A 19,310-nucleotide genomic window follows, 5' to 3' on the forward strand; every position below is an offset into this window, starting at 1 on the left:
AAATGACCGAAGTCTTTGATCCAGGCGCTTTTCTGTCGACCGTCAGTGGGCGCCCCGGCGTCTACCGCATGTTCGACAGCGATGCTCGCCTTCTGTATGTCGGCAAAGCCAAGAACCTGAAAAATCGCCTGTCGAGCTACTTCCGCAAGTCCGGTCTCGCGCCCAAGACGGCGGCGCTGGTCGCCCGTATCGCCCAGGTCGAAACCACCATCACGGCCAACGAAACGGAAGCCTTGCTGCTTGAGCAGACGCTGATCAAGGAGTGGCGTCCGCCGTATAACATCCTGCTGCGCGATGACAAATCCTACCCTTACGTCTTTCTTTCGGATGGCCAGTTTCCTCGTCTGAGCATTCATCGCGGTGCGAAAAAGGCCAAGGGCAAGTATTTCGGTCCGTATCCCAGCGCGGGCGCGATTCGCGAAAGCTTGAGCTTGCTGCAAAAAACGTTTTTTGTTCGCCAGTGCGAAGACAGCTATTACAAGAACCGCACGCGCCCTTGTCTGCAATACCAGATCAAGCGCTGCAAGGCCCCGTGTGTCGGGCTGGTAGAGCCCGAAGTGTATGCCGAGGACGTTCGCCACTCAGTGATGTTCCTTGAAGGCCGCAGCAATGCGCTGACCGACGAGTTGTCCGCGGGCATGGAAGAGGCGGCGATCAACCTCGAGTTCGAGCGCGCCGCCGAGTTGCGTGACCAGATTTCGCTGCTGCGTCGAGTCCAGGATCAGCAAAGCATGGAAGGCGGAACCGGCGATATCGATGTGATCGCTGCGTTCGTCAATCCGGGCGGTGCCTGTGTTCACCTGATCAGCGTGCGCGGTGGGCGGGTGTTGGGCAGCAAGAACTTCTTCCCTCAGGTCGGCATCGACGAGGACGTTTCCGAGGTCATGGCTGCCTTTCTCGGCCAGTACTTCATTACCAGTCCTGAGCGCGACCTGCCGAGCGAACTGATCGTCAACGTGGTTCACGAAGACTTTCCGACCCTCATTGCGGCCATTGAAGAGCTGCGCGGTCGCGAGTTGACCATCAGCCATCGGGTACGGGGTACGCGAGCACGCTGGCAACAATTGGCGGTCACCAATGCCGAGCAGGCGTTGGGCGCGAGGCTGGCCAACCGTCAACACGTCGCCGCGCGTTTCGATGCCCTGGCAGAAGTCTTGAACCTGGACGAGCCGCCACAGCGCCTGGAGTGCTACGACATCAGCCACTCCAGCGGCGAAGCCACCGTGGCGTCGTGCGTGGTGTTCGGTCCGGAAGGCCCGATCAAGTCCGACTATCGTCGTTATAACATCGAAGGCGTCACCCCGGGCGACGACTATGCGGCCATGCACCAGGCCCTGACGCGGCGCTTCAGCAAACTGAAGGACGGGGAGGGCAAGTTGCCGGACATTCTGCTGGTGGACGGCGGCAAGGGTCAGCTGTCGATGGCCCGCGACGTGCTCAATGAGCTGGCGGTGCCTGACCTGATTCTGCTGGGCGTGGCCAAGGGGGCGACGCGCAAGGCCGGTTTTGAAACCCTGTACCTCAACGACGCAGCTCACGAATTTACCTTGCGCGGTGATTCCCCCGCGCTGCATCTGATTCAACAGATACGCGATGAAGCCCACCGTTTCGCCATTACCGGGCACCGGGCCCGCCGTGGTAAAACCCGGCGCACCTCGACACTTGAGGGCGTTGCAGGCGTCGGACCGACACGCCGCCGAGATTTGTTAAAACATTTTGGTGGATTGCAGGAGCTGTCTCGTGCCAGCATCGAAGAGATCGCCAAAGCACCCGGGATCAGTAAAAAGCTCGCAGAGTTGATTTATGCAAATCTGCACAGCGAGTAGAATGCCACCTCACCTCGTAGCCAGTTGTGCCGATGAATATCCCTAATCTGATTACCGTTCTACGCGTCCTGCTCATCCCGATCTTCATTTTACTGTTCTACCTGCCGTACCAATGGAGCTACATGGCCTCCGCTTCGGTCTTCGCATTTGCCGCCGCCACAGACTGGCTGGACGGTTATCTGGCCCGTCGTCTGGAGCAAAGCACACCATTCGGGGCGTTCCTTGACCCCGTGGCTGACAAGCTGATGGTGGCCGTTGCGCTGGTGTTGCTGGTGCAAGAACACGGCAACCTGTGGCTCACGCTGCCGGCGGCCGTCATCATCGGTCGCGAAATTGTCGTCTCGGCACTTCGCGAGTGGATGGCCGAACTCGGTGCACGGGCTCACGTTGCCGTGTCGAACCTGGGCAAATGGAAAACCGCCGCGCAAATGCTGGCGCTGGTGATCCTGCTGGCCAATCCATCGGACTTTACCTTCTGGGTCTTGATCGGTTATGCCTTGCTGCTGGTATCTGCCGGCCTGACATTGTGGTCCATGGTCCAATACCTGCGGGCTGCCTGGCCGCATCTGAAGACCGACGTGGAAAAGAAATAAAACTTTTTTGAATCAAAGGGTTGACGGGGCTTCTGGATTCTATAGAATGCGCCACACCAAGACGCGGGAATAGCTCAGTTGGTAGAGCACGACCTTGCCAAGGTCGGGGTCGCGAGTTCGAGTCTCGTTTCCCGCTCCAGATGTTGTTTTGCAGAGCTTCATTGAGCTCTGCAAATCTAGAAAATAGAGGCTTCGGCCTCTTTTTTCGTTCCGGCGAATTCTACCGAAATCTACCTGCAGCCACGAATTTTAAGTACATCAATGAGTACATTGAAATCCGGGCTTTGCTGATAGCCGTTTCCAGATAGATGACGCATCGCCGGACCCGTACATCTCTCACTCTTTAGCCTTTTTTAAGCGGACGCCCATTCCACAAGAATGCCGTCCCTATTTCGAGTCCTTCAAGGTCCAGGTCATTGCCAATATGTGGTGTCGCAGGAGCGCCTGCGGTTTGGGGATTGTATGCCTCCAGGCTTTCCGAACCTGATCACAGCCTGCTTTGCCGGAGTCTTGCCGGCGTACAGAAAATGATTAGGTGCAGAAAGTGGGGTTAAACGGCTTGGCGTTTCTCCAGCGGTTGCTACAAGAGATTGGGCTTGGGGAAGTGGCTTTACTTAAAGTTTGAAGACTTCCTTTAGCATCCCTTCCAAATGTTTTGGCTTACGGCCCAACAGTTTTTCAAGCGTACGACTGCTCTGGTCAAAAGCGCCTTCATCGATGGCGTTACCCCAGCCGCTGATGAATTTCGCGACCGCAGTTGGCCAGCCTTCACTTTCCCGAGCTGCAATGAATGCTTCAGCGGAAATTGGCTGGTACTCAACGGGCATGCCCGTCAATCGAGAGAACCCGTCTGCGACATCCTGGAATGACCACGTCTGTCCTGCATTTAGCAAGCAGGTGCGGTTCTCGTACCCAGTCTGGGTGAGCAAGGCAGCACCTGCTTCTGCAAGCTCTGCGTAGGTGACTGGCCCAATTCGACCTTGGCCTGCTGGGACGCTGAAGCCTTCATTTGCCGCATTGGCTCCGATGAAGAAGGGCAAGTCGTCGGCGTATAACGGATGTTGAATAATCGTGTACGTGAGGCCCGACTTTTCAAGAAGTCGCTCGGTAGCAATATCGCTCTCCGTCACCCCTTCAATAGGTGCCAGCTCATCGTTGATCCGTTGAATACTGGTGTAAACCACATGGCGAACACCCGCCCGGCCGGCAGCAACGATCACGTTTGTATGGTGGGCAACACGATCACTGAACGCAACGGCTGATACCAGGTAGATTTTTTCAACTCCTTCGAATGCCGCCACCAACGAATCGTAGTCGGTGTAATCCCCGTAGCGCACTTCTATGCCTAAGGCAGCCAGAGGCTCGGCCTTTTCAGTATCACGTGCCATCGCCACAACATTTGATGCCGGGATTTTTTGTACCAGTGAACGCAAGACTGCATTGCCCAATCTGCCTGTCGCGCCAGTAACTAGAATTTTTGTCATGAGTCTTTGCTTTCCAATCGTAATGATCCGGTAGGCACAATCATGACCAAAGCATCAGGGATAAATTAGTCTCCAATCGGTAGAATCACCTTCAACCAAAAGTTGGAGATGACCATGGAAACCCTCGGCAATCTGGAATCGTTCGTTCGCGCCGCGGAGGCCAGCAGCTTTTCCGAAGCCGCCAGGCGTATGGGGATTTCCGCTGCTGCCGTGAGTAAGAATGTGGCACGGCTCGAAGCCAATTTAGGCACCCGGCTCTTCCAGCGCAGCACAAGAAGCCTGACCCTCACTGAGGCAGGAGAATTGTTCTACCAGCAAGTCTCGGGCAGCGTCGAAACCATCCAAGGTGCTATCGCGCAAATAGGTGATGCCCGAGAAGTCCCCGCAGGGCGATTACGGGTCAATTTGTCTCCGTCTTTCGCTTACGATTATGTCCTGCCACTACTCAAAAGTTTCAAACAGCGTTACCCCGAGGTAGTTCCGGACTGGCACTTGGAAATCCGTCGCGTCGATTTGATTGGTGAAGGTTTTGATGTGGCCATTGGTGGCGGTATTGAATTATCTTCGGGAATCGTAGCGAGAGAGTTGGCCAAACTTCATCTTGTCGCTGTTGCAGCTCCGCAGTGGTTGGAGGGGCGGACAATGCCCGTTGTTCCTGGCGATTTGCAGGGGGTGGATGGCATCGTAATGCGTTCGACCAGCACAGGGCGTTTGCTCAACTGGACACTTCGGGATGCTGGAGAAGGGCGGTTTGATGTCAACCTGAAACCGACGGCGATAATGAACGATCCAGAAGCATTGTGTAGCTGTGCATTGATGGGGTTGGGTGTCGGGCTGGTACCGATGGAGCGCGCGTGGCCTTGGTTGCAACGCGGTGATCTGGTTCGTTTGTTACCGGATTGGTATGTGGATCTAGGTGTCGTTTCGCTGTACTTCTCGTCCCGAAAAGCTTTGCCGGCCAAAACACGAGTGTTCGTGGATTTTCTGCTGGAGCATTTTCAAGGATCGCTCAGCCAGCGTTTCCGTGCCGATTGAGCGCCCAACCTCGGTTGGGCGCCTTCTGACTCAGCCAGCGTGATGACTCTTTGCAAGGCCGTAGATGGATGTGTCGATGCCTTCGAAGCGCGCCTTTAACTGCAACGCCAGATACAGCGAATAATGCCGTGACTGGTGTAGGTTGCCACCGTGGAACCAGAGGTTTTCCTGCTGTGTGGGCTTCCACATGTTGCGCAATTCGCCCTCATACGGACCAGGATCATTCGTGGTTCCAGACCCCAGTCCCCAGCAACGGCCGACCTTGTCAGCGACTTCCTGGGAAATCAGCTTCGCCGCCCACCCATTCATTGAGCCATAGCCCGTGGCGTAGACGATCAGATCTGCAGGTAGGCGGCTGCCATCGTTGAGGACGACGGCATCTGCTTCGATGCGTTCGACACCCAGGCCTGGCGCGCTTTTGAGCTTGATCGTGCCGTTAGCGATTAGTTCGCAGGCGCCGACGTCGATGTAGTAACCAGAACCACGGCGGACGTACTTCATGAAAAGGCCAGATTCGTCGTCACCGAAATCCAGCATGAACCCGGCCTTGGCCAAGCGCTCGTAAAAGTCCTTGTCACGCTCCTTGATCGCTTCAAAGATCGGTTGATGAAAGCTTGGCATTACCTTGTAGGGGATCGAGGCGAACAGCATGTCGGCCTTGTCGGTGGTCAAACCCGACTCCAAGGCATCTTCGGAGTAGAGCCCGCCGAAGACGAGATCCATTAAGCTGTCAGAGCGTACGATGTGGGTGCTGGAGCGCTGCACCATGGTCACCTCGACACCGTTCTCCACCAAGTCGGCGCAGATATCGTGAGCAGAGTTGTTGGCACCGATGACAACCGCGCGCTTGCCGCGCCAGGCGTCCCCGCCGGGGTGGCGGCTGGAATGGTGCTGCTGGCCCTTGAAAATCTCAGCACCCGGGTAAACAGGAACGTTGGGGACGCCAGACATGCCAGTGGCGAGGATCAACTGGGTGGGCTGTAAAGTCACACGCTCGCCGTCGCGCTGAACTTCAACCTCCCAGGTGCCACTTTGCTCGTCAAAGTTGGCACTCACGCATTCGGTACGCGGCCAATAATTGAGCTCCATGACTTTGGTGTACATTTCCAGCCAGTCTCCAATCTGGTCTTTTGGGGTGAAGACTGGCCAGTGATCGGGGAAGGGCAGGTAAGGCATATGGTCGTACCAGACAGGGTCGTGCAGGCACAGCGACTTGTAGCGACCGCGCCACTGATCTCCAGGACGCTCGGCTTTGTCGACGATCAGAGTTGGCACGCCCATTCGCTTGAGCCGCGCAGCGAGCCCCAGCCCACCTTGGCCGCCACCAACGATCAGGCAGTAAGGTTGGGTGGTAATGCCTAGCGAAGCTTCTTCATCTTGGCGACGCTCTAACCAGTTGCGTTTGTCGGCGTGGGTGTGACCATGACTTGCACCCATTGGACGACGGCGGCCACTGGGTTCTTCAAAGCCTTTGAGCTCGCGCATGGCTGTCAACAGCGTCCAGCACACACCGTCTTTTAGGCGAACGTAGCCTTTACCTCGCGCCGCTTCGGTTTCCAGGCTGATCCAACCTTCGAGCACACCGTCATTCAGCGTCGCTTCACCTTCCAGTTTCCATCGCTCAGGACGAGTCTGGTCGAGGCGTGCTTCGAGCATGTCTCGGATGGCAGGCTTGCCTTCGAGGGTCACCAGGTTCCAGCTGAAAAGTAGCAGGTCACGCCAGTGACACTCTTCGGCAAACAGTTCCAGTACGCCGTCCACATCACGTTGGGTGAGACGCTCGCCGAGGTTTTCGACCCAAGCCGCGAGTTGAGCAGTTGGCGTGTGCAGAGGTGTTTCAACAGCGATGTTCATGGGGCTTCTCCGATCTTGTTGTTTTTGTACAACTTGCCCCTGAGCAAGGCTCGGGCCACCTTCGCGAAAGCCCCATTGCAGAGCGGCTGCTGCGGTGTTGCTCAGGCTTGGATTCGCAGATCTGTCACGATTCTGAAAATGGTGGATGACAGAGTGTCACTCGGTGCAAAAAGCGCTGGTTGCGATCTTTTCATATAAGCTGCGAACAGACCCGTGTCCTAACCGTAACGGAGAACAAGAATAATGAAGCCGGCCTTGATCAACGCCCATGCACAACAAGTGCTGCAAGCCGTGCAGGGTACTCACGCCACCCATGGCCCTATTGCTGACTTGGCCATCACACGATCCTGGCGCCGGTGCCTGGATCAATATCAGCTCGATCCTGCCAGTCGCCGCGCACCTAACGTGGTTGAGCATCCACGCTTGCAGGATCACCGCGCGCCACTGGAACACATCATCGCTGTGGCTCACTGGCAGATGAGCAACTTGCACCAACAGCTCGGACGTGATGGCCACGTGGTGCTACTCACCGACGCTCGCGGTGTGGCGATCGACAGCGTGTTCAATGACTCCGAACGAGCCGAATTGCAGCGTTCCGGACTGTGGCTCGGTTCGGTATGGAGCGAGGATTGTGAGGGAACCAACGGTGTCGGCACCTGCCTGGTCGAGCGACAGCATGTCACTATCCGTCGTGATCAACATTTCCGTGGCAAGCATGCCGGCTTAACCTGTTCGGCCAGCCCGATATTTGATGCGAGCGGAGAGTTGCTCGCCGTTCTTAACCTCTCTTCTGTGCGAGAAGAACAAGGTCTTCAGCAGCACTTCAAAGCAATGGCATTGACCAACCTGACGGCCCATTTGATCGAGAGCTGTTATTTCCTGGGGCATGATCCGCAGCGATACTTGCTGCGCTTCCACCCGGAGTCCGGCTACGTCGGGCTATTGGGGGAGGGGTTGCTCAGTTTCGACGAGAGCGCTTGTATCTGTTCAGTTAATCATGCGGCGCTCGAGCTGCTGGGCCTCAGCCGTGAGCAGGTGGTTGGGCAATCTCTGACGATGCTGTTGGAGACACCTCTCGATCAGGTGATGAGTCAGGCCAGCTCGCAGCCAAGTGTCTGCTGGCCAATGCGGCTGCTGGACGGACGCCAGCTCTACGGACAGTTGCGAGAACCCTTACGCCGAGTGCCTTCCGGCACTCCTGCAATCCCCAAAATTGACGACGGGCAAGTGTGTCTCGAAGATCCGCGCTTGCAACGCGGCTTTGCTCGCGCATTGCGTGTTTTGGAGCGTGACGTACCCGTGTTTTTACAAGGTGAAACCGGTACAGGCAAAGAAGCTTTTTCTGCTGCGCTGCATCGCGCCAGCTCCAGGGTTAGCCAGCCGTTTGTAGCGATCAATTGCGCGGCCATTCCAGAAACGCTGATCGAGAGCGAGCTGTTCGGCTATCACGGCGGCAGCTTTACTGGCGCACGCAAGGACGGAATGATCGGTAAGCTGGAGCAAGCCCATGGCGGCATTCTATTTCTCGATGAGATCGCCGATATGCCCCTGGCGTTGCAGACTCGCCTGCTGCGGGTGCTGGAGGAACGTCAGGTGGTGCCCCTAGGCGGCGCGACGGCACGTCCTCTCGATATTCGCCTTATCAGTGCCAGCCACCAGGATCTGCACACCTGTGTGGTCGAAGGGCGTTTTCGCGAAGACTTGTTTTATCGCATTGCCGGTTTCTCCGTGCAGCTCCCACCGTTACGTGAGCGTTCAGACAAGGGTCGTTTGCTCGACCTTCTACTGCGCGAAGAGACAAAAGATGCAAGGATTCGGCTCGAGGCCGGAGTTAGAGAGCGTTTGCTGACGCATCCTTGGCCGGGTAATGTCCGGCAGCTGCGTACGTGTCTGCGCACACTGATAGCGTTGTCGATGGAGGGACGTGTCACTCTGGAGGACTTGGCGGAGTTGCTACCGGCCGTTCCAGCCGTGTTAGCCGAAAACCCACTTGGAGTGTCCGAACGGCAGACACTGCTAACGTTGATTGAGGCGGAACATTGGCACATCGCTCATGTCGCTGCCCGCCTGGGGATCAGCCGTAATACGCTCTACCGAAAACTGCGCCAGCAAGGTATTTCGCGCCCCGGTTGAATGCCGAACCGCTGTGTCTGACTGACGTCTTGAAGGATACCGGCCAAGTGATGTCGGTTTGAGTGCATAAGCCCCAGACGTCTATTTTCCTGACTACCAGGGCAGTGCGGACGGCCGTAGGTTCTGGCAGCACTTGGCAGGGGCAAGTGAACATGTTGTGAAGCGCAACAAGCAATCACAGGAGGTCTGGCTGGAGGCGGGCTACAACCCGGACCAAGCCTTAGCTTTCTTCACCTCACGTCGAGCTGCCATGAGCTCATCTACGAGACTCTGCCGCACATCCTCCTTAAGCGATGGATTAGAACATCGCCACAGCTGCCCTTTGACAACAAAGTAACGACCGTCAGGTGTTACTGGGTTCATTCCACACCTCCGATCTTCCAAAGGGCGCTCGTTCAATGAAGTCACAATGGATGACTACCTAAGTTCTCGGGTAGGACGGCGGTTACGTTGTTTAACCCCAAGCAGTATCCCTGCTATTAGCACTGTGCCCGTCGCGCTTTTTCGTCAGCCTTGATAGCTGATGTGCGATACGTCAGCAAAACGATACAGGTGACCACAATCGCCCCACCCAGAACCTGCCCCGCACTGAGCATCTGATCCAGCACAATCCAGCCCATCAGCAACGTCGCCAGCGGCTCGATGTTCATTACCGGCGCATTGCGTGGCATGTCCAGCCGAGGCACCAAAATAAACAGTACGATAAAACCCGTGCCGTACAGCACCACCAAGGTGGCAAGGGCCAACCATCCGGTTGACGTCGCGGGCAGATTTAGTCCGCCTGGAAGGGCGCCAGCCAACCCCGCAAGATTGACGCTGCCGAATACGATAAAAATGGTCAACAGACTGCGCACCGAACCACGTACCTGAGACAACTTGTGGTCAGTAATCCACAGCGCGCATGCGAACACGCTGGCGGCGCAGAACGCGAACGCGACGCCCAGCAGCCATTCTTGGCTGACGTTGGTCGTGGTCGACACACGCCCGGGGACATCCAACACAAACACCAGCCCAACCAGAATCAAACCCATCAACGTAGCGGTGCGTGCAGTCGGTCTCGGGCCACCCACTACCCAGGTGAGCAACGCCAGCAAGATAGGAAATACGTTGGCCACCAGCAGCGCCAGCGCCACTGGGATCCGTGCTACAGCGGAGTACAGACACAGGCTCTGCACGGTAATCAGAAGGCCCAACAGCAACTGCCAGTGCCAGGTACCCGGCGGCGGACGCAGACTTTGTTTTTGCCACAACACCAGAATGGCGAGCACCAGCAAGGTCCCGCCAGAACGCATCAAAATCGCCAACAACACACCCGCGCCATCATCAAAAGCAACCCGTGCCGCCACATGGTTACCGGCGAACGCGCAGCCCATGCACAAAAGTATGATCACGGCGAGATGGCGGGGGAAGGGCGGCGGTATGGTTTGGGCATACGTAGGGCGGGGCATGGCAGGTCTCGAAGAGTGATAGGCCGACTCAGGTGGCGGGGGCATTTTTATAATGTTGTCGTACAACTGGATTGGTTTGTATCGTATTCGAGTAGGCCGGGCAAGAGGGTTTCGAGCGTTGCAGGCTCTGGTATTGCGTTGGAGGGGTGATTTTTGCTTCTTTGGTTAATGATTGGAGATCGTATGACTAGGGTGCGCAGGCCTATTCCGACCATATTTTTGCTGGTTATGGCGATAAAAATGTTCGGCCAGACGAGAGCCTTTCAGGCCCTCTCCAATTGCCATACATCTTTAAACTAGCTATTCGCTTGAGGACTTGCTTGTCCGTTGCTTACCTTGAACCGATCCACGCTGCTCGACGCAAAGCGTGAGTTCCATGATGGCGGCCTCAAAGGCAAGCTGGTTCTGATAGATCTTGAGTAGCAGGGAAGGGAGCAGATCTGAATTTGGCATCGCGAATCCTCCGTCGAAGAGATCGGCGTAGCAGCACGAAAGTTTTTAGGACTGGAAGATCTTTCTAGTAGGGCAGAGCAATCCGCAGACCGCACAGGTTTTGATCGGTAGTTCACTCTTCTTCAAAACGACTCCCCGGCATCCAGTTTGGCGAGCAGCTTCTGGCCACGATCCCAGAGTGCTTGCTGCTTGGATTCAGTCATACGATCGAGGTTTTTATAGACCATGCCCATGCGCTGATTGCTGCGTAAAAGGTCGCCGTGACGCATCAGAAAATGCCAGTAAAGCGAATTGAAAGGGCAGGCGTCGTCCGTCGTGCTTTCACTGACTTTGTACGCGCAGTTACGGCAGTAGTCGGACATACGCTTTATATATTGGCCACTGGCGCAGTAAGGCTTTGAGCCCAAGTAACCACCATCGGCATGCATGACCATGCCCAATGTATTGGGTAGCTCGACCCAGTCGAATGCGTCCATGTAGATCGCCAGGTACCAGTCGCAAATCTGGGGCGGCGCGATGCCGGCCAGCAGTGCAAAGTTGCCGGTCACCATCAGCCGCTGGATGTGGTGGGCATAGGCATGTTTCAAACTTTGGCCGATCGCCTGGCCCATGCAGTTCATCTTGGTGTCGCCTGTCCAATAGAACTCTGGAAGCGGCCTGCTGTTGCCAAACAGATTGCCGCCGGCGTAGTCGGGCATTTTCAGCCAGTAGACGCCGCGTACATATTCACGCCAGCCAATTAGTTGACGAATAAAGCCTTCGGCAGCGTTTAATGGAATGCTGTGCGCCCAGTAAGCAGCCTCGACGTCGCTGCACAATTGACGCAGATCCAACAGGCCAATATTCAGCGCGGCGCTGATCCGCGCGTGGAACAGGAAGGGTTCATCACTGGCCATCGCATCCTGGTAGTCGCCGAAGGCTGCCAGACCCCAGTCAAGGAAGTAGTCCCACAGCGCTTGGGCATCGGCGTGAGTCACCGGGTAGTCAAAGGTGTCGAGGGCGCCGTAGTGGCTGGAAAAGTTTTTTGCAACCAGCGCCAGCACGTCCTGAGTGATGGCATCGGCCGAAAAACGGAGGGGTGAGGGGGCTCTAACGCCTTTAGGCAGTGCCTTGCGATTTTCGGCATCAAAGTTCCAGGCGCCGCCGACCGGGCTGCCATCGCCGTTGAGCAACAAGCCACTCTTGCGTCGCATCTCGCGGTAGAAGAACTCCATGCGCAGCTGCTTTTTGCCTTCGGCCCAGGATGCAAATTCGAATCGGGTGCAGTAAAAACGGGTATCGGTATGCCACTGAATCGCCAAGCCGCAATCTTTGAGCGACTGCTCCAGGCGCCAGTCACCGCATTCTGTCAGGTGCAACTCATCCGGCTGCAGCAGCGACTGCCAGCGCCGTAACTCGCCCGGCACCGAGCCGCTATTTTGCGGATCATCGAGCGTGACGTATTGCACGCGAATGCCACGCTGCTGCAATGCCTCAGCAAAATGGCGCATGGCACTGAAGATCAGTGCGATTTTTTGCGGGTGATGGGGCACATGACTGGCTTCCTCCATCACTTCGACCAGTAAAACCGTATCACGCTCGCTGTCCAGCCCCTTCAATGAGGCCAGGTCAAAGGACAACTGGTCGCCCAAAACCAGGCATAGTCGGTGAGTCTTATTCATTCGACAGAGTCCAACGGAAGGTGACTCACCAAGGCGCAGTCAGCGAGAAAGGAATGCGTAACGGCTCAATGCGCCCTTCACGTGAGCCGCACATCTCGTCATGAACGCACTGCTGCACAAGCACGCAGGGGAATGGCGGGACAAACTGCAACAACTCACGCAGGTGATTGATGGAGCGAAGGTGCATAGGCTTCGCTGTATCGTCCAGCAGCGTGAACTGGCCGTGATCCAGCCCGACTCGCGCCAGATAAAAACCGCCTTCCAGAGACAGCAGCTCCAACTCTCGTACTTCGCCATTGGCGGCCCGTTCGGTCAACGCTTGCAGATTCAAGGTTCACTCCCTGCCTACCACGGTAGGCGTTCTCCGTTATAAGCAAAGAAATTGCCGCTGTCGGCAGGCGCCAAGCGATCAATCAGTGATAACAATTCGCGGGCAGCGAGGCTTGCAGGCCTGGCGGCAGAAGCGCCTTTAAAGGGCTGGGACAGGCCCGAAATGACCGTGCCTGGATGAAGACTCAGCAAGCGGGTCTGAGGGCGTGTTCGTGCCAGTTCAATCGCAGCCGTTTTAATCAACATGTTCAACGCTGCCTTGGAGGCGCGATAGGCATACCAGCCGCCCAGACGGTTATCGCCAATACTGCCGACCTTGGCGGAGAGCACGGCCATTGCGCCGCGAGCGTCAAGCAAGGGCAAGAAGTGACGCAAAATCAGTGCAGGCCCGAGTGTGTTGACTTGGAATATCGCCTGAAGCGCATCCGCTTCAATAGAGGTGTAACTTTTTTCAGGTTTGATGTCTTCGCGATGAAGCAGACCGGCAGCATGCAAAATCAACTGATACGGGGCTTCTTCGGCTAATTCGGCGGCTGCGCTGGCGATGCTGTCGGGCTTTTCCAGATCCAATCCTGGAGCACTATTGCGCCCCAGCTCACGAACAAACGAGCATCGTGGATCTTCGTTGAGCAACTCACAAAACGCCGCGCCGAGCGCTCCACTGGCGCCTATCACCAAGGCGCGGTAGCCGTAGCCGAGTGAGTTCATCTCAAAGGAACTGTTCATTTTGCCTCTCCCACACCTTGTGCAGATTTTGGGCCTTAACTGCGTCGCCCAATCAGTTGCAGGAACTCGAGACGCGTAGCGGATGACTCGCGAAAGGCCCCCAGCATCACTGAGGTCGTCATCACAGAGTTTTGCTTTTCCACGCCCCGCATCATCATGCACATGTGCTTTGCCTCAATGACCACGGCCACGCCGGCCGCATCGGTGATGTAATGGATGGCATCAGCAATTTGTTTTGTGAGGTTTTCCTGGATCTGTAAGCGGCGGGCGAACATATCGACGACTCGGGCGACCTTTGATAGACCCAGTACCCTTCCTGTGGGGATGTACGCGACATGAGCCTTGCCGATGAAGGGCAGCAGGTGATGCTCACACAATGAATACAGCTCGATATCGCGCACGATGACCATTTCATCGTTTTGCGATTCGAACAGGGCACCGTTGGTCACGTCTTCCAGACTCATCGTGTAACCGTTGCAAAGGTATTGCATCGCTTTGGCTGCGCGCTTGGGCGTGTCCAGCAGTCCTTCACGCTCAGGGTTCTCGCCTACGGCGACGAGAATTTCACGGTAATGCTTGGCTATTGATGGGTTCATTTAGATTCCTCGCAGCCATGCTGCGCTTCATGTTTCGGCAATCCTTGGCAGTAGGAGAGTGCCTGCTGCGCACCAGAAAACACGTTGTGCACCCGATCAGCTATGACCCAGTTCCTTCGTCGGGCCAATGTCAAAGCGAAGCGTTCTAGGGCTGCTTTGTTTTCAACGTGGGCCGCTCGTCTGGTGCGGGTTTTGACTCCGGCACCCCGCAACGGTCATCCACACAGCGACGGCGGCCATCAGGGTGAGGAAGCCATGCCAAATGGGGGCGTAAGCGGCAGAAGCAGCGATAACCTAAAGCAAGCAGCGGTCGGATGGCACGCCATGTCAATGGCGCAGCCCAAAACCCCAGGCCTGCGGCTCGCCAGCTCCACAAGGTGGCGTCCAGACCGGTTACCCAGCGGCCATCGGCGAAACGGGCGTGCAGCGAGGACTGCATTTGCTCGAAAGTGAACCCGAGTGCCTTGGCGTCGAACGCACCGCTGCTGATGTCAATAAAAAGCAGTCGACTCTCTGTGGCGTGTCGATTCGGGATTTTGATTTCACGCGCACACAGTGGACATTGACCGTCGAAGTACAGCGTCAGTGGCCAATCCTTTTTATTGTACATTTCTAGCGACCTTGTATAGGTTTTGTACAAGATATGCTGAAAGAAAAGGACTGACAATGGGCACGATTCATTTGGCTGTTACGCTCAAACTGGAAGAGCGGCTGGTGTTCATTCGAAGGCTGCACTTTTCCCCGAGCATTTTGAGCAGGTTCGTCAATGGGAGTCCGGAATTTGCGCATCAGGTCAAGGCGCAATTGCCAGGCTAGATGGACAGCATTGAAACCGCGCTCAGGAGCCTGGCGCTCATGTGCTACGTGTAATGTGCGATACCGTAAATCCGCCGGGCTTCATGAATCGCCTTGGTGAATCCCCCCGAAAATCAGGGCTTGCTGCAGTTGGTGCCGGTCATTAACCGCAACGACGACGACCACCGGGCCAAACACCTCGTGCTTAAGTAACTCGTCATTGTTGATCAGTAGCTCAGCGTCGGCTTCGAATAGCTGTGGATGAGCCTGGCTGCCTTCTTGATGATGGCCTGCTCGATGGTGAATTTGACCAATTCCAGACGGATCCACCGCAAATGGCGTCTGCCTCTGTCCTAATCTTGAATACTCAGTGCTTGCCAGCTGAACCTCCCTCGACAAGATCAACGACCCTAAATTGCTTGGGCGGTTATGTTCGGCATTGAAAGAGGGAGGCTTCGGCTTGAGAAAAAGGGCTTATGTCCAATGCGGTCGTGAATGATTTCATCCCGCAGCGGATCAGCGTCGTCCGGTCCGGGTGCTCACGTCTATCCATACGGCCAACACCAAAATGCTGCCTTTGACGATCATCTGCCAGTAACTGTCGACGTCAAGCATGGACATGCCGTTGTCCAGGCTAGTAATGACCAGCGCGCCGAGGAGGGCACCGTAGACCGTACCGGAGCCCCCGCGCATGGAGGTGCCACCGATAAAGCATGCAGCGATGGCGTCGAGTTCGCCCATGCTGCCGGCCGAGGGCGAGCCGGCGGCCAGGCGCGCCGTGTTCACCACGCCGGCGAGCGCGCACATTACGCCCATGATGCCGAAAATCCAGAGCTTCACGGCTTGCACATTGATACCGGACAGGCGCGTTGCTTCCATGTTGCTGCCCACGGAATAGACGCGTCGACCGAAGACGGTCTGACTGGTCACGTAGCTGAACACACCCAGCAGAATCAGCAGAAGCAGAACCGGCACGGGGATGCCGTCATAGCTGTTGAGCGTTTGGACGAATCCGGCCAGCACTGCACCGATCAACAGCACTCGAAAAACGTCACGCGCCAGTGAATGTGGCGCCAGACCATGGAGCGCGCGATTGCGCCGTTGTTTCCAGGTCAGGAACAGCGTCAATGCGAACAGCAGAACGCCCAGGGCCATGCCCATCGTGTGTGGCAAATAACCCTGGCCAATGTAGACAAACTCCGGCGACACCGGTGCGATGGTCGTGCCGCCGGTAATCCCCAGTAAAATGCCGCGAAAAGCCAGCATGCCCCCCAGCCCCACGATGAAAGACGGGATGCGCAGGTACGCGGTCATGTAGCCGTTGGCAAGACCGATCAGCAGTCCGCACAGGGCGACAAGGCTGAGATTCGCCAGCAGCGGTATGTGGTAGATCACGTCGAGGATGGCCGCCACCCCACCGAGCAAGCCCAGCAATGAGCCGACCGACAAATCGATCTCGCCACTGATGATGACCAGCACCATGCCGCAGGCAAGAATCCCGGTGATGGACATCTGCCGCAGCAGATTGGACAGGTTGCGCGGTGTTAGAAATCCGCCCTCGGTCTGCCAGCTGAAGAACATCCATATCATTGCCACGGCAACCAGCAGAGCGAGCATTTTGTAGCGGGTAAAAAGTTGTTTGACCTGATTCATTACGCGGGTATCCGATCATTATTGTTATAGCCACCAGATTGACTGAGTGCGGCGGCGAGCACCTGTTCCTGGGTGAGTTCGCGGTTGATGAAGTCGCCACGCAACTGCCCCTCGCCGATGACCAATACTCGGTCGGACACACCTAGCACCTCGGCCAGCTCCGAGGAAACCATGATGATCGACACGCCTTCGGCCGCCAGCGCTCCCATCAACTTGTAGATTTCGTACTTGGCGCCGACATCCACACCCCGGGTGGGCTCATCGAGGATCAGGACCCGGGGTTTGGTCAGCAGCATCTTCGCCAACACGGCTTTTTGCTGATTGCCGCCGGAGAGACTGGTAATCGGCAGGAACGGGCTCGCGGTATTGAGGTGCAAGCGCGATATTTCCCGATCGATGCAACCCAGCTCGGCTTCGGCATCAATGCGGGTCAGTTTCGAGTAACCGTCCAGCACGGCCAGGGTGATGTTCTGGCCGACGCCCAGGTCTGGAATGATGCCTTGGCGCTTGCGGTCCTCGGGCACCAGGCATAGGCCGGCACGGATTGACTTGAGCGGCGTGCTGGTGTCGATGGGTTGGCCGTCCAGCCAGACCTCGCCTTCATGGCGGCCGGGGTAGGCGCCAAACAGCGCGGTCACCAGTTCTGTACGGCCTGCGCCGACCAGACCGGCGATTCCGAGGATTTCCCCACGTTTGAGAACGAACGAAATATCGTCGACCCGTTTGCGTTTGGGGCTATCGACGTCGTAGCACGTGATGTGGCGAGCCTCGAAAATCACGTCGCCGATGTCGTGCGGCTCGGTAGGGTAGAGGTTGCTCATTTCCCGTCCGACCATCTGGGTGATGATCTGCGCAATGTCCATGTCCGCCATGGCGGTCGTGGCGATGTGCTTGCCGTCACGGATCACTGAAATGGTGTCGCACACGGCGGCCACTTCGTCGAGCTTGTGGGAGATGTAGACGCAGGCAACACCCTTGGCCTTGAGGTCGCGGATGATGTCCAGCAACACTTCGATTTCTGAGCGGGTCAGGGCCGATGAAGGCTCGTCGAGGATCAGCAGGCGCGCTTGCTTGTTCAGTGCCTTGGCAATTTCCACCAGTTGCTGATAGCCGCCGCCGTACTGCGAAACCGGTAGCGACACGTTCATGTCCGGCACTTTCAGTTCACGCATCAAGGCTTCGGCACGGTGGATCATCGCCGGGTAATTCATGCGTCCACCGGGCAGCGTCAGTTCATGGCCCATGAAAATGTTCTCGGCCACCGACAGGTCGGGAACCAGCGTCAGTTCCTGGTGAATGATGACGATACCGGCGGCTTCGGTTTCGCTGATGGATTGGGCCTTGAGCGGTTGACCATCCCAGAGAATTTCGCCGTCCCAGGTGCCATGGGGGTAGACCGCCGAAAGGATTTTCATCAGTGTGGACTTGCCGGCGCCGTTCTCGCCGCACAGTCCAACGCACTCACCTGGCCTGACTTTGATGTCGATGCCATTGAGCGCTTTGACACCGCCGAAGGTTTTGACGATACCGTTCATTTGCAGCAGATAATCGGGCATGGCAGAGACTCATGAGCGTGAGGTATGTGGCTGACACTGCAGGAACCAGGGGCTGGCCGGGCTCCCGCAGCGGGCCGTTGAGACGTTACGCTCTGCTGTTCATTTCCCGGCAATCTGTGCCTTGGTGTAGAACCCGTCCTGCTCCAGCAGGTCAATGTTGTCCTTGGTCAACGGGGTTGGCGTGAGCAGGATGGTGTCCACTTTTTTGCTGCCATTGTCGTACTGCGAGCTATAGGCGGGTTTCTCGTTACGCGCCAGTTGTACCGAGAGTTTGGCGGCTTCGGAGGCGATGAGTTTCAGCGGCTTATACACGGTCATGGTTTGAGTGCCATCGATCACTCGCTTGACCGCTGCAAGGTCCGCGTCTTGCCCAGAAATCGGCACCTTGCCAGCCAGTTGCTGAGACGCCAATGCCTGTATGGCGCCGCCTGCCGTGGCGTCGTTGGAGGCAACGATGCCATCGATTTTGTTGTCGTTGCGGGTCAAGGCGTTTTCAACAATGCTCAGTGCTTCGGTCGGGCTCCATTCCTTCACCCATTGTTGGCCAACAATCTTGATGTCCCCCTTGTCGATGGCCGGTTGCAGCACTTTCATCTGCCCTTCGCGCAGAACTTTTGCGTTGTTGTCGGTGGGCGCGCCACCCAGCAGAAAGTAATTGCCCTTGGGCGCTGCGTGCAGCACGCCGCTGGCCTGCATTTCGCCGACCTTTTCGTTGTCGAATGAAATGTACGCGTCGATATCGGCGTTGAGAATCAGACGGTCATAGGACACAACCTTGATTCCGGCCTTCTTCGCTTCGGCGACGGCGTTGGTCAGGACGGTGGCATTGAACGGCACGATGACGATCACATCGACGCCGCGGGAAATGAGGTTTTCGATTTGCGAGATCTGCTTTTGCTCGTTGCCATCGGCCGATTGTACGAAGACCTTGGCGTCCATTTTATCTGCTGCCGCGACAAAATAATCGCGGTCCCGTGACCAGCGCTCCAGCCGCAGATCATCAATGGAGAAACCGATTTTCGGGTGGGCGGCATCGGCCATCACCGGCAACGACAGCAGAGCCAAGGCGCCGGCCAATAGCGTGCGTTTTACGTTCTTCATGGTGGTGCGTCCTTTTATTGTTGTTGGAAAGACACTGCCTGATGATGAGTATCGGGCTGGTAGGAC

General features: G+C 56.7%; 15 protein-coding genes, 1 tRNA gene and 1 pseudogene. 5 read left to right on the forward strand and 12 right to left on the reverse strand.

Annotated features, from left to right (window positions below):
• The first annotated feature begins 2 nt into the window (after positions 1–2).
• The 3 genes from uvrC (at position 3) to BLU63_RS25940 (ending at position 2,558) form a co-directional block, all read left to right on the forward strand.
• Positions 3–1,826, forward strand: coding sequence for an excinuclease ABC subunit UvrC (gene uvrC, locus BLU63_RS25930; protein WP_010460831.1), 1,824 nt, complete (start codon positions 3–5; stop codon positions 1,824–1,826).
• Between the two features lie 32 nt (positions 1,827–1,858).
• Positions 1,859–2,419 carry a CDP-diacylglycerol--glycerol-3-phosphate 3-phosphatidyltransferase gene (pgsA, locus tag BLU63_RS25935; RefSeq protein WP_010460829.1) on the forward strand — a complete coding sequence of 187 codons (561 nt, stop codon included), beginning with the start codon at positions 1,859–1,861 and terminating at the stop codon, positions 2,417–2,419.
• 63 nt (positions 2,420–2,482) lie between these two features.
• A tRNA-Gly gene (locus tag BLU63_RS25940) sits at positions 2,483–2,558 on the forward strand.
• 475 nt (positions 2,559–3,033) lie between these two features.
• Here BLU63_RS25940 and BLU63_RS25945 read toward each other — a convergent pair.
• Positions 3,034–3,903, reverse strand: coding sequence for an NmrA family NAD(P)-binding protein (locus tag BLU63_RS25945; protein WP_083376597.1), 870 nt, complete (start codon positions 3,901–3,903; stop codon positions 3,034–3,036).
• Positions 3,904–4,017: 114 nt separating this feature from the next.
• Between BLU63_RS25945 and BLU63_RS25950 the strand changes: the two genes are divergently transcribed.
• Complete coding sequence (locus BLU63_RS25950; RefSeq protein WP_083376598.1) at positions 4,018–4,938, forward strand: LysR family transcriptional regulator; 921 nt, start codon at positions 4,018–4,020, stop codon at positions 4,936–4,938.
• Positions 4,939–4,968: 30 nt separating this feature from the next.
• Here BLU63_RS25950 and BLU63_RS25955 read toward each other — a convergent pair whose 3' ends face one another.
• On the reverse strand, positions 4,969–6,792 hold the full coding sequence (locus BLU63_RS25955; protein ID WP_083376599.1) for an NAD(P)/FAD-dependent oxidoreductase: 1,824 nt from the start codon (positions 6,790–6,792) through the stop codon (positions 4,969–4,971).
• A gap of 243 nt (positions 6,793–7,035) precedes the next feature.
• Here BLU63_RS25955 and BLU63_RS25960 point away from each other — a divergent pair, with 243 nt between their 5' ends.
• Positions 7,036–8,925 (forward strand): sigma-54-dependent Fis family transcriptional regulator, encoded by a 1,890-nt coding sequence (locus BLU63_RS25960; RefSeq protein WP_083376600.1) that lies wholly within the window; start codon positions 7,036–7,038, stop codon positions 8,923–8,925.
• Positions 8,926–9,404: 479 nt separating this feature from the next.
• Here the strand turns inward: BLU63_RS25960 and BLU63_RS25965 are convergent, their stop codons facing one another.
• The 10 genes and pseudogenes from BLU63_RS25965 to xylF form a co-directional block, all read right to left on the reverse strand.
• Positions 9,405–10,373: an EamA family transporter gene (locus BLU63_RS25965; RefSeq protein WP_083376601.1), complete on the reverse strand. Its 969-nt coding sequence runs from the start codon at positions 10,371–10,373 to the stop codon at positions 9,405–9,407.
• A 575-nt stretch (positions 10,374–10,948) separates the two neighbouring features.
• A complete protein-coding gene (locus BLU63_RS25970) occupies positions 10,949–12,487 on the reverse strand; it encodes a cryptochrome/photolyase family protein (RefSeq protein WP_083376602.1) in 1,539 nt (512 codons plus the stop codon).
• Between the two features lie 25 nt (positions 12,488–12,512).
• The gene (locus tag BLU63_RS25975; protein WP_010460813.1) at positions 12,513–12,818 is read right to left on the reverse strand and encodes a DUF6482 family protein; all 306 of its coding nucleotides are present in this window, start codon (positions 12,816–12,818) and stop codon (positions 12,513–12,515) included.
• Positions 12,819–12,832: 14 nt separating this feature from the next.
• On the reverse strand, positions 12,833–13,543 hold the full coding sequence (locus BLU63_RS25980) for an SDR family NAD(P)-dependent oxidoreductase (RefSeq protein WP_010460811.1): 711 nt from the start codon (positions 13,541–13,543) through the stop codon (positions 12,833–12,835).
• 35 nt (positions 13,544–13,578) lie between these two features.
• Entirely contained in the window at positions 13,579–14,139 is a 561-nt protein-coding gene (gene folE, locus BLU63_RS25985) for a GTP cyclohydrolase I FolE (RefSeq protein ID WP_083376603.1), read from the reverse strand.
• Between the two features lie 145 nt (positions 14,140–14,284).
• Positions 14,285–14,749, reverse strand: coding sequence for a thiol-disulfide oxidoreductase DCC family protein (locus tag BLU63_RS25990; protein ID WP_083377303.1), 465 nt, complete (start codon positions 14,747–14,749; stop codon positions 14,285–14,287).
• A 320-nt stretch (positions 14,750–15,069) separates the two neighbouring features.
• Positions 15,070–15,240, reverse strand: a pseudogene (locus tag BLU63_RS33435) (aldehyde dehydrogenase (NADP(+))); the annotation flags it as partial.
• 210 nt (positions 15,241–15,450) lie between these two features.
• A complete protein-coding gene (locus BLU63_RS26000) occupies positions 15,451–16,587 on the reverse strand; it encodes a sugar ABC transporter permease (protein WP_083376604.1) in 1,137 nt (378 codons plus the stop codon).
• A complete protein-coding gene (gene xylG / locus BLU63_RS26005; RefSeq protein ID WP_083376605.1) occupies positions 16,587–18,143 on the reverse strand; it encodes a D-xylose ABC transporter ATP-binding protein in 1,557 nt (518 codons plus the stop codon). Before xylG ends, BLU63_RS26000 begins: the two co-directional genes overlap by 1 nt.
• A 99-nt stretch (positions 18,144–18,242) precedes the next feature.
• On the reverse strand, positions 18,243–19,244 hold the full coding sequence (gene xylF / locus BLU63_RS26010) for a D-xylose ABC transporter substrate-binding protein (protein WP_010460800.1): 1,002 nt from the start codon (positions 19,242–19,244) through the stop codon (positions 18,243–18,245).
• Positions 19,245–19,310 lie beyond the last annotated feature (66 nt).

It is taken from the genome of Pseudomonas mandelii, from assembly GCF_900106065.1.
GTDB lineage: Bacteria > Pseudomonadota > Gammaproteobacteria > Pseudomonadales > Pseudomonadaceae > Aquipseudomonas > Aquipseudomonas mandelii.

Excerpts from the sequence above, each read along its gene's own strand:
- uvrC (WP_010460831.1), top strand. The coding sequence starts at position 3 with ATGACCGAAGTCTTTGATCCAGGCGCTTTTCTGTCGACCGTCAGTGGG.
- pgsA (WP_010460829.1), top strand. The coding sequence starts at position 1,859 with ATGAATATCCCTAATCTGATTACCGTTCTACGCGTCCTGCTCATCCCG.
- BLU63_RS25945 (WP_083376597.1), bottom strand. The coding sequence starts at position 3,903 with ATGACAAAAATTCTAGTTACTGGCGCGACAGGCAGATTGGGCAATGCA.
- BLU63_RS25950 (WP_083376598.1), top strand. The coding sequence starts at position 4,018 with ATGGAAACCCTCGGCAATCTGGAATCGTTCGTTCGCGCCGCGGAGGCC.
- BLU63_RS25955 (WP_083376599.1), bottom strand. The coding sequence starts at position 6,792 with ATGAACATCGCTGTTGAAACACCTCTGCACACGCCAACTGCTCAACTC.
- BLU63_RS25960 (WP_083376600.1), top strand. The coding sequence starts at position 7,036 with ATGAAGCCGGCCTTGATCAACGCCCATGCACAACAAGTGCTGCAAGCC.
- BLU63_RS25965 (WP_083376601.1), bottom strand. The coding sequence starts at position 10,373 with ATGCCCCGCCCTACGTATGCCCAAACCATACCGCCGCCCTTCCCCCGC.
- BLU63_RS25970 (WP_083376602.1), bottom strand. The coding sequence starts at position 12,487 with ATGAATAAGACTCACCGACTATGCCTGGTTTTGGGCGACCAGTTGTCC.
- BLU63_RS25980 (WP_010460811.1), bottom strand. The coding sequence starts at position 13,543 with ATGAACAGTTCCTTTGAGATGAACTCACTCGGCTACGGCTACCGCGCC.
- folE (WP_083376603.1), bottom strand. The coding sequence starts at position 14,139 with ATGAACCCATCAATAGCCAAGCATTACCGTGAAATTCTCGTCGCCGTA.
- BLU63_RS25990 (WP_083377303.1), bottom strand. The coding sequence starts at position 14,749 with ATGTACAATAAAAAGGATTGGCCACTGACGCTGTACTTCGACGGTCAA.
- BLU63_RS26000 (WP_083376604.1), bottom strand. The coding sequence starts at position 16,587 with ATGAATCAGGTCAAACAACTTTTTACCCGCTACAAAATGCTCGCTCTG.
- xylG (WP_083376605.1), bottom strand. The coding sequence starts at position 18,143 with ATGCCCGATTATCTGCTGCAAATGAACGGTATCGTCAAAACCTTCGGC.
- xylF (WP_010460800.1), bottom strand. The coding sequence starts at position 19,244 with ATGAAGAACGTAAAACGCACGCTATTGGCCGGCGCCTTGGCTCTGCTG.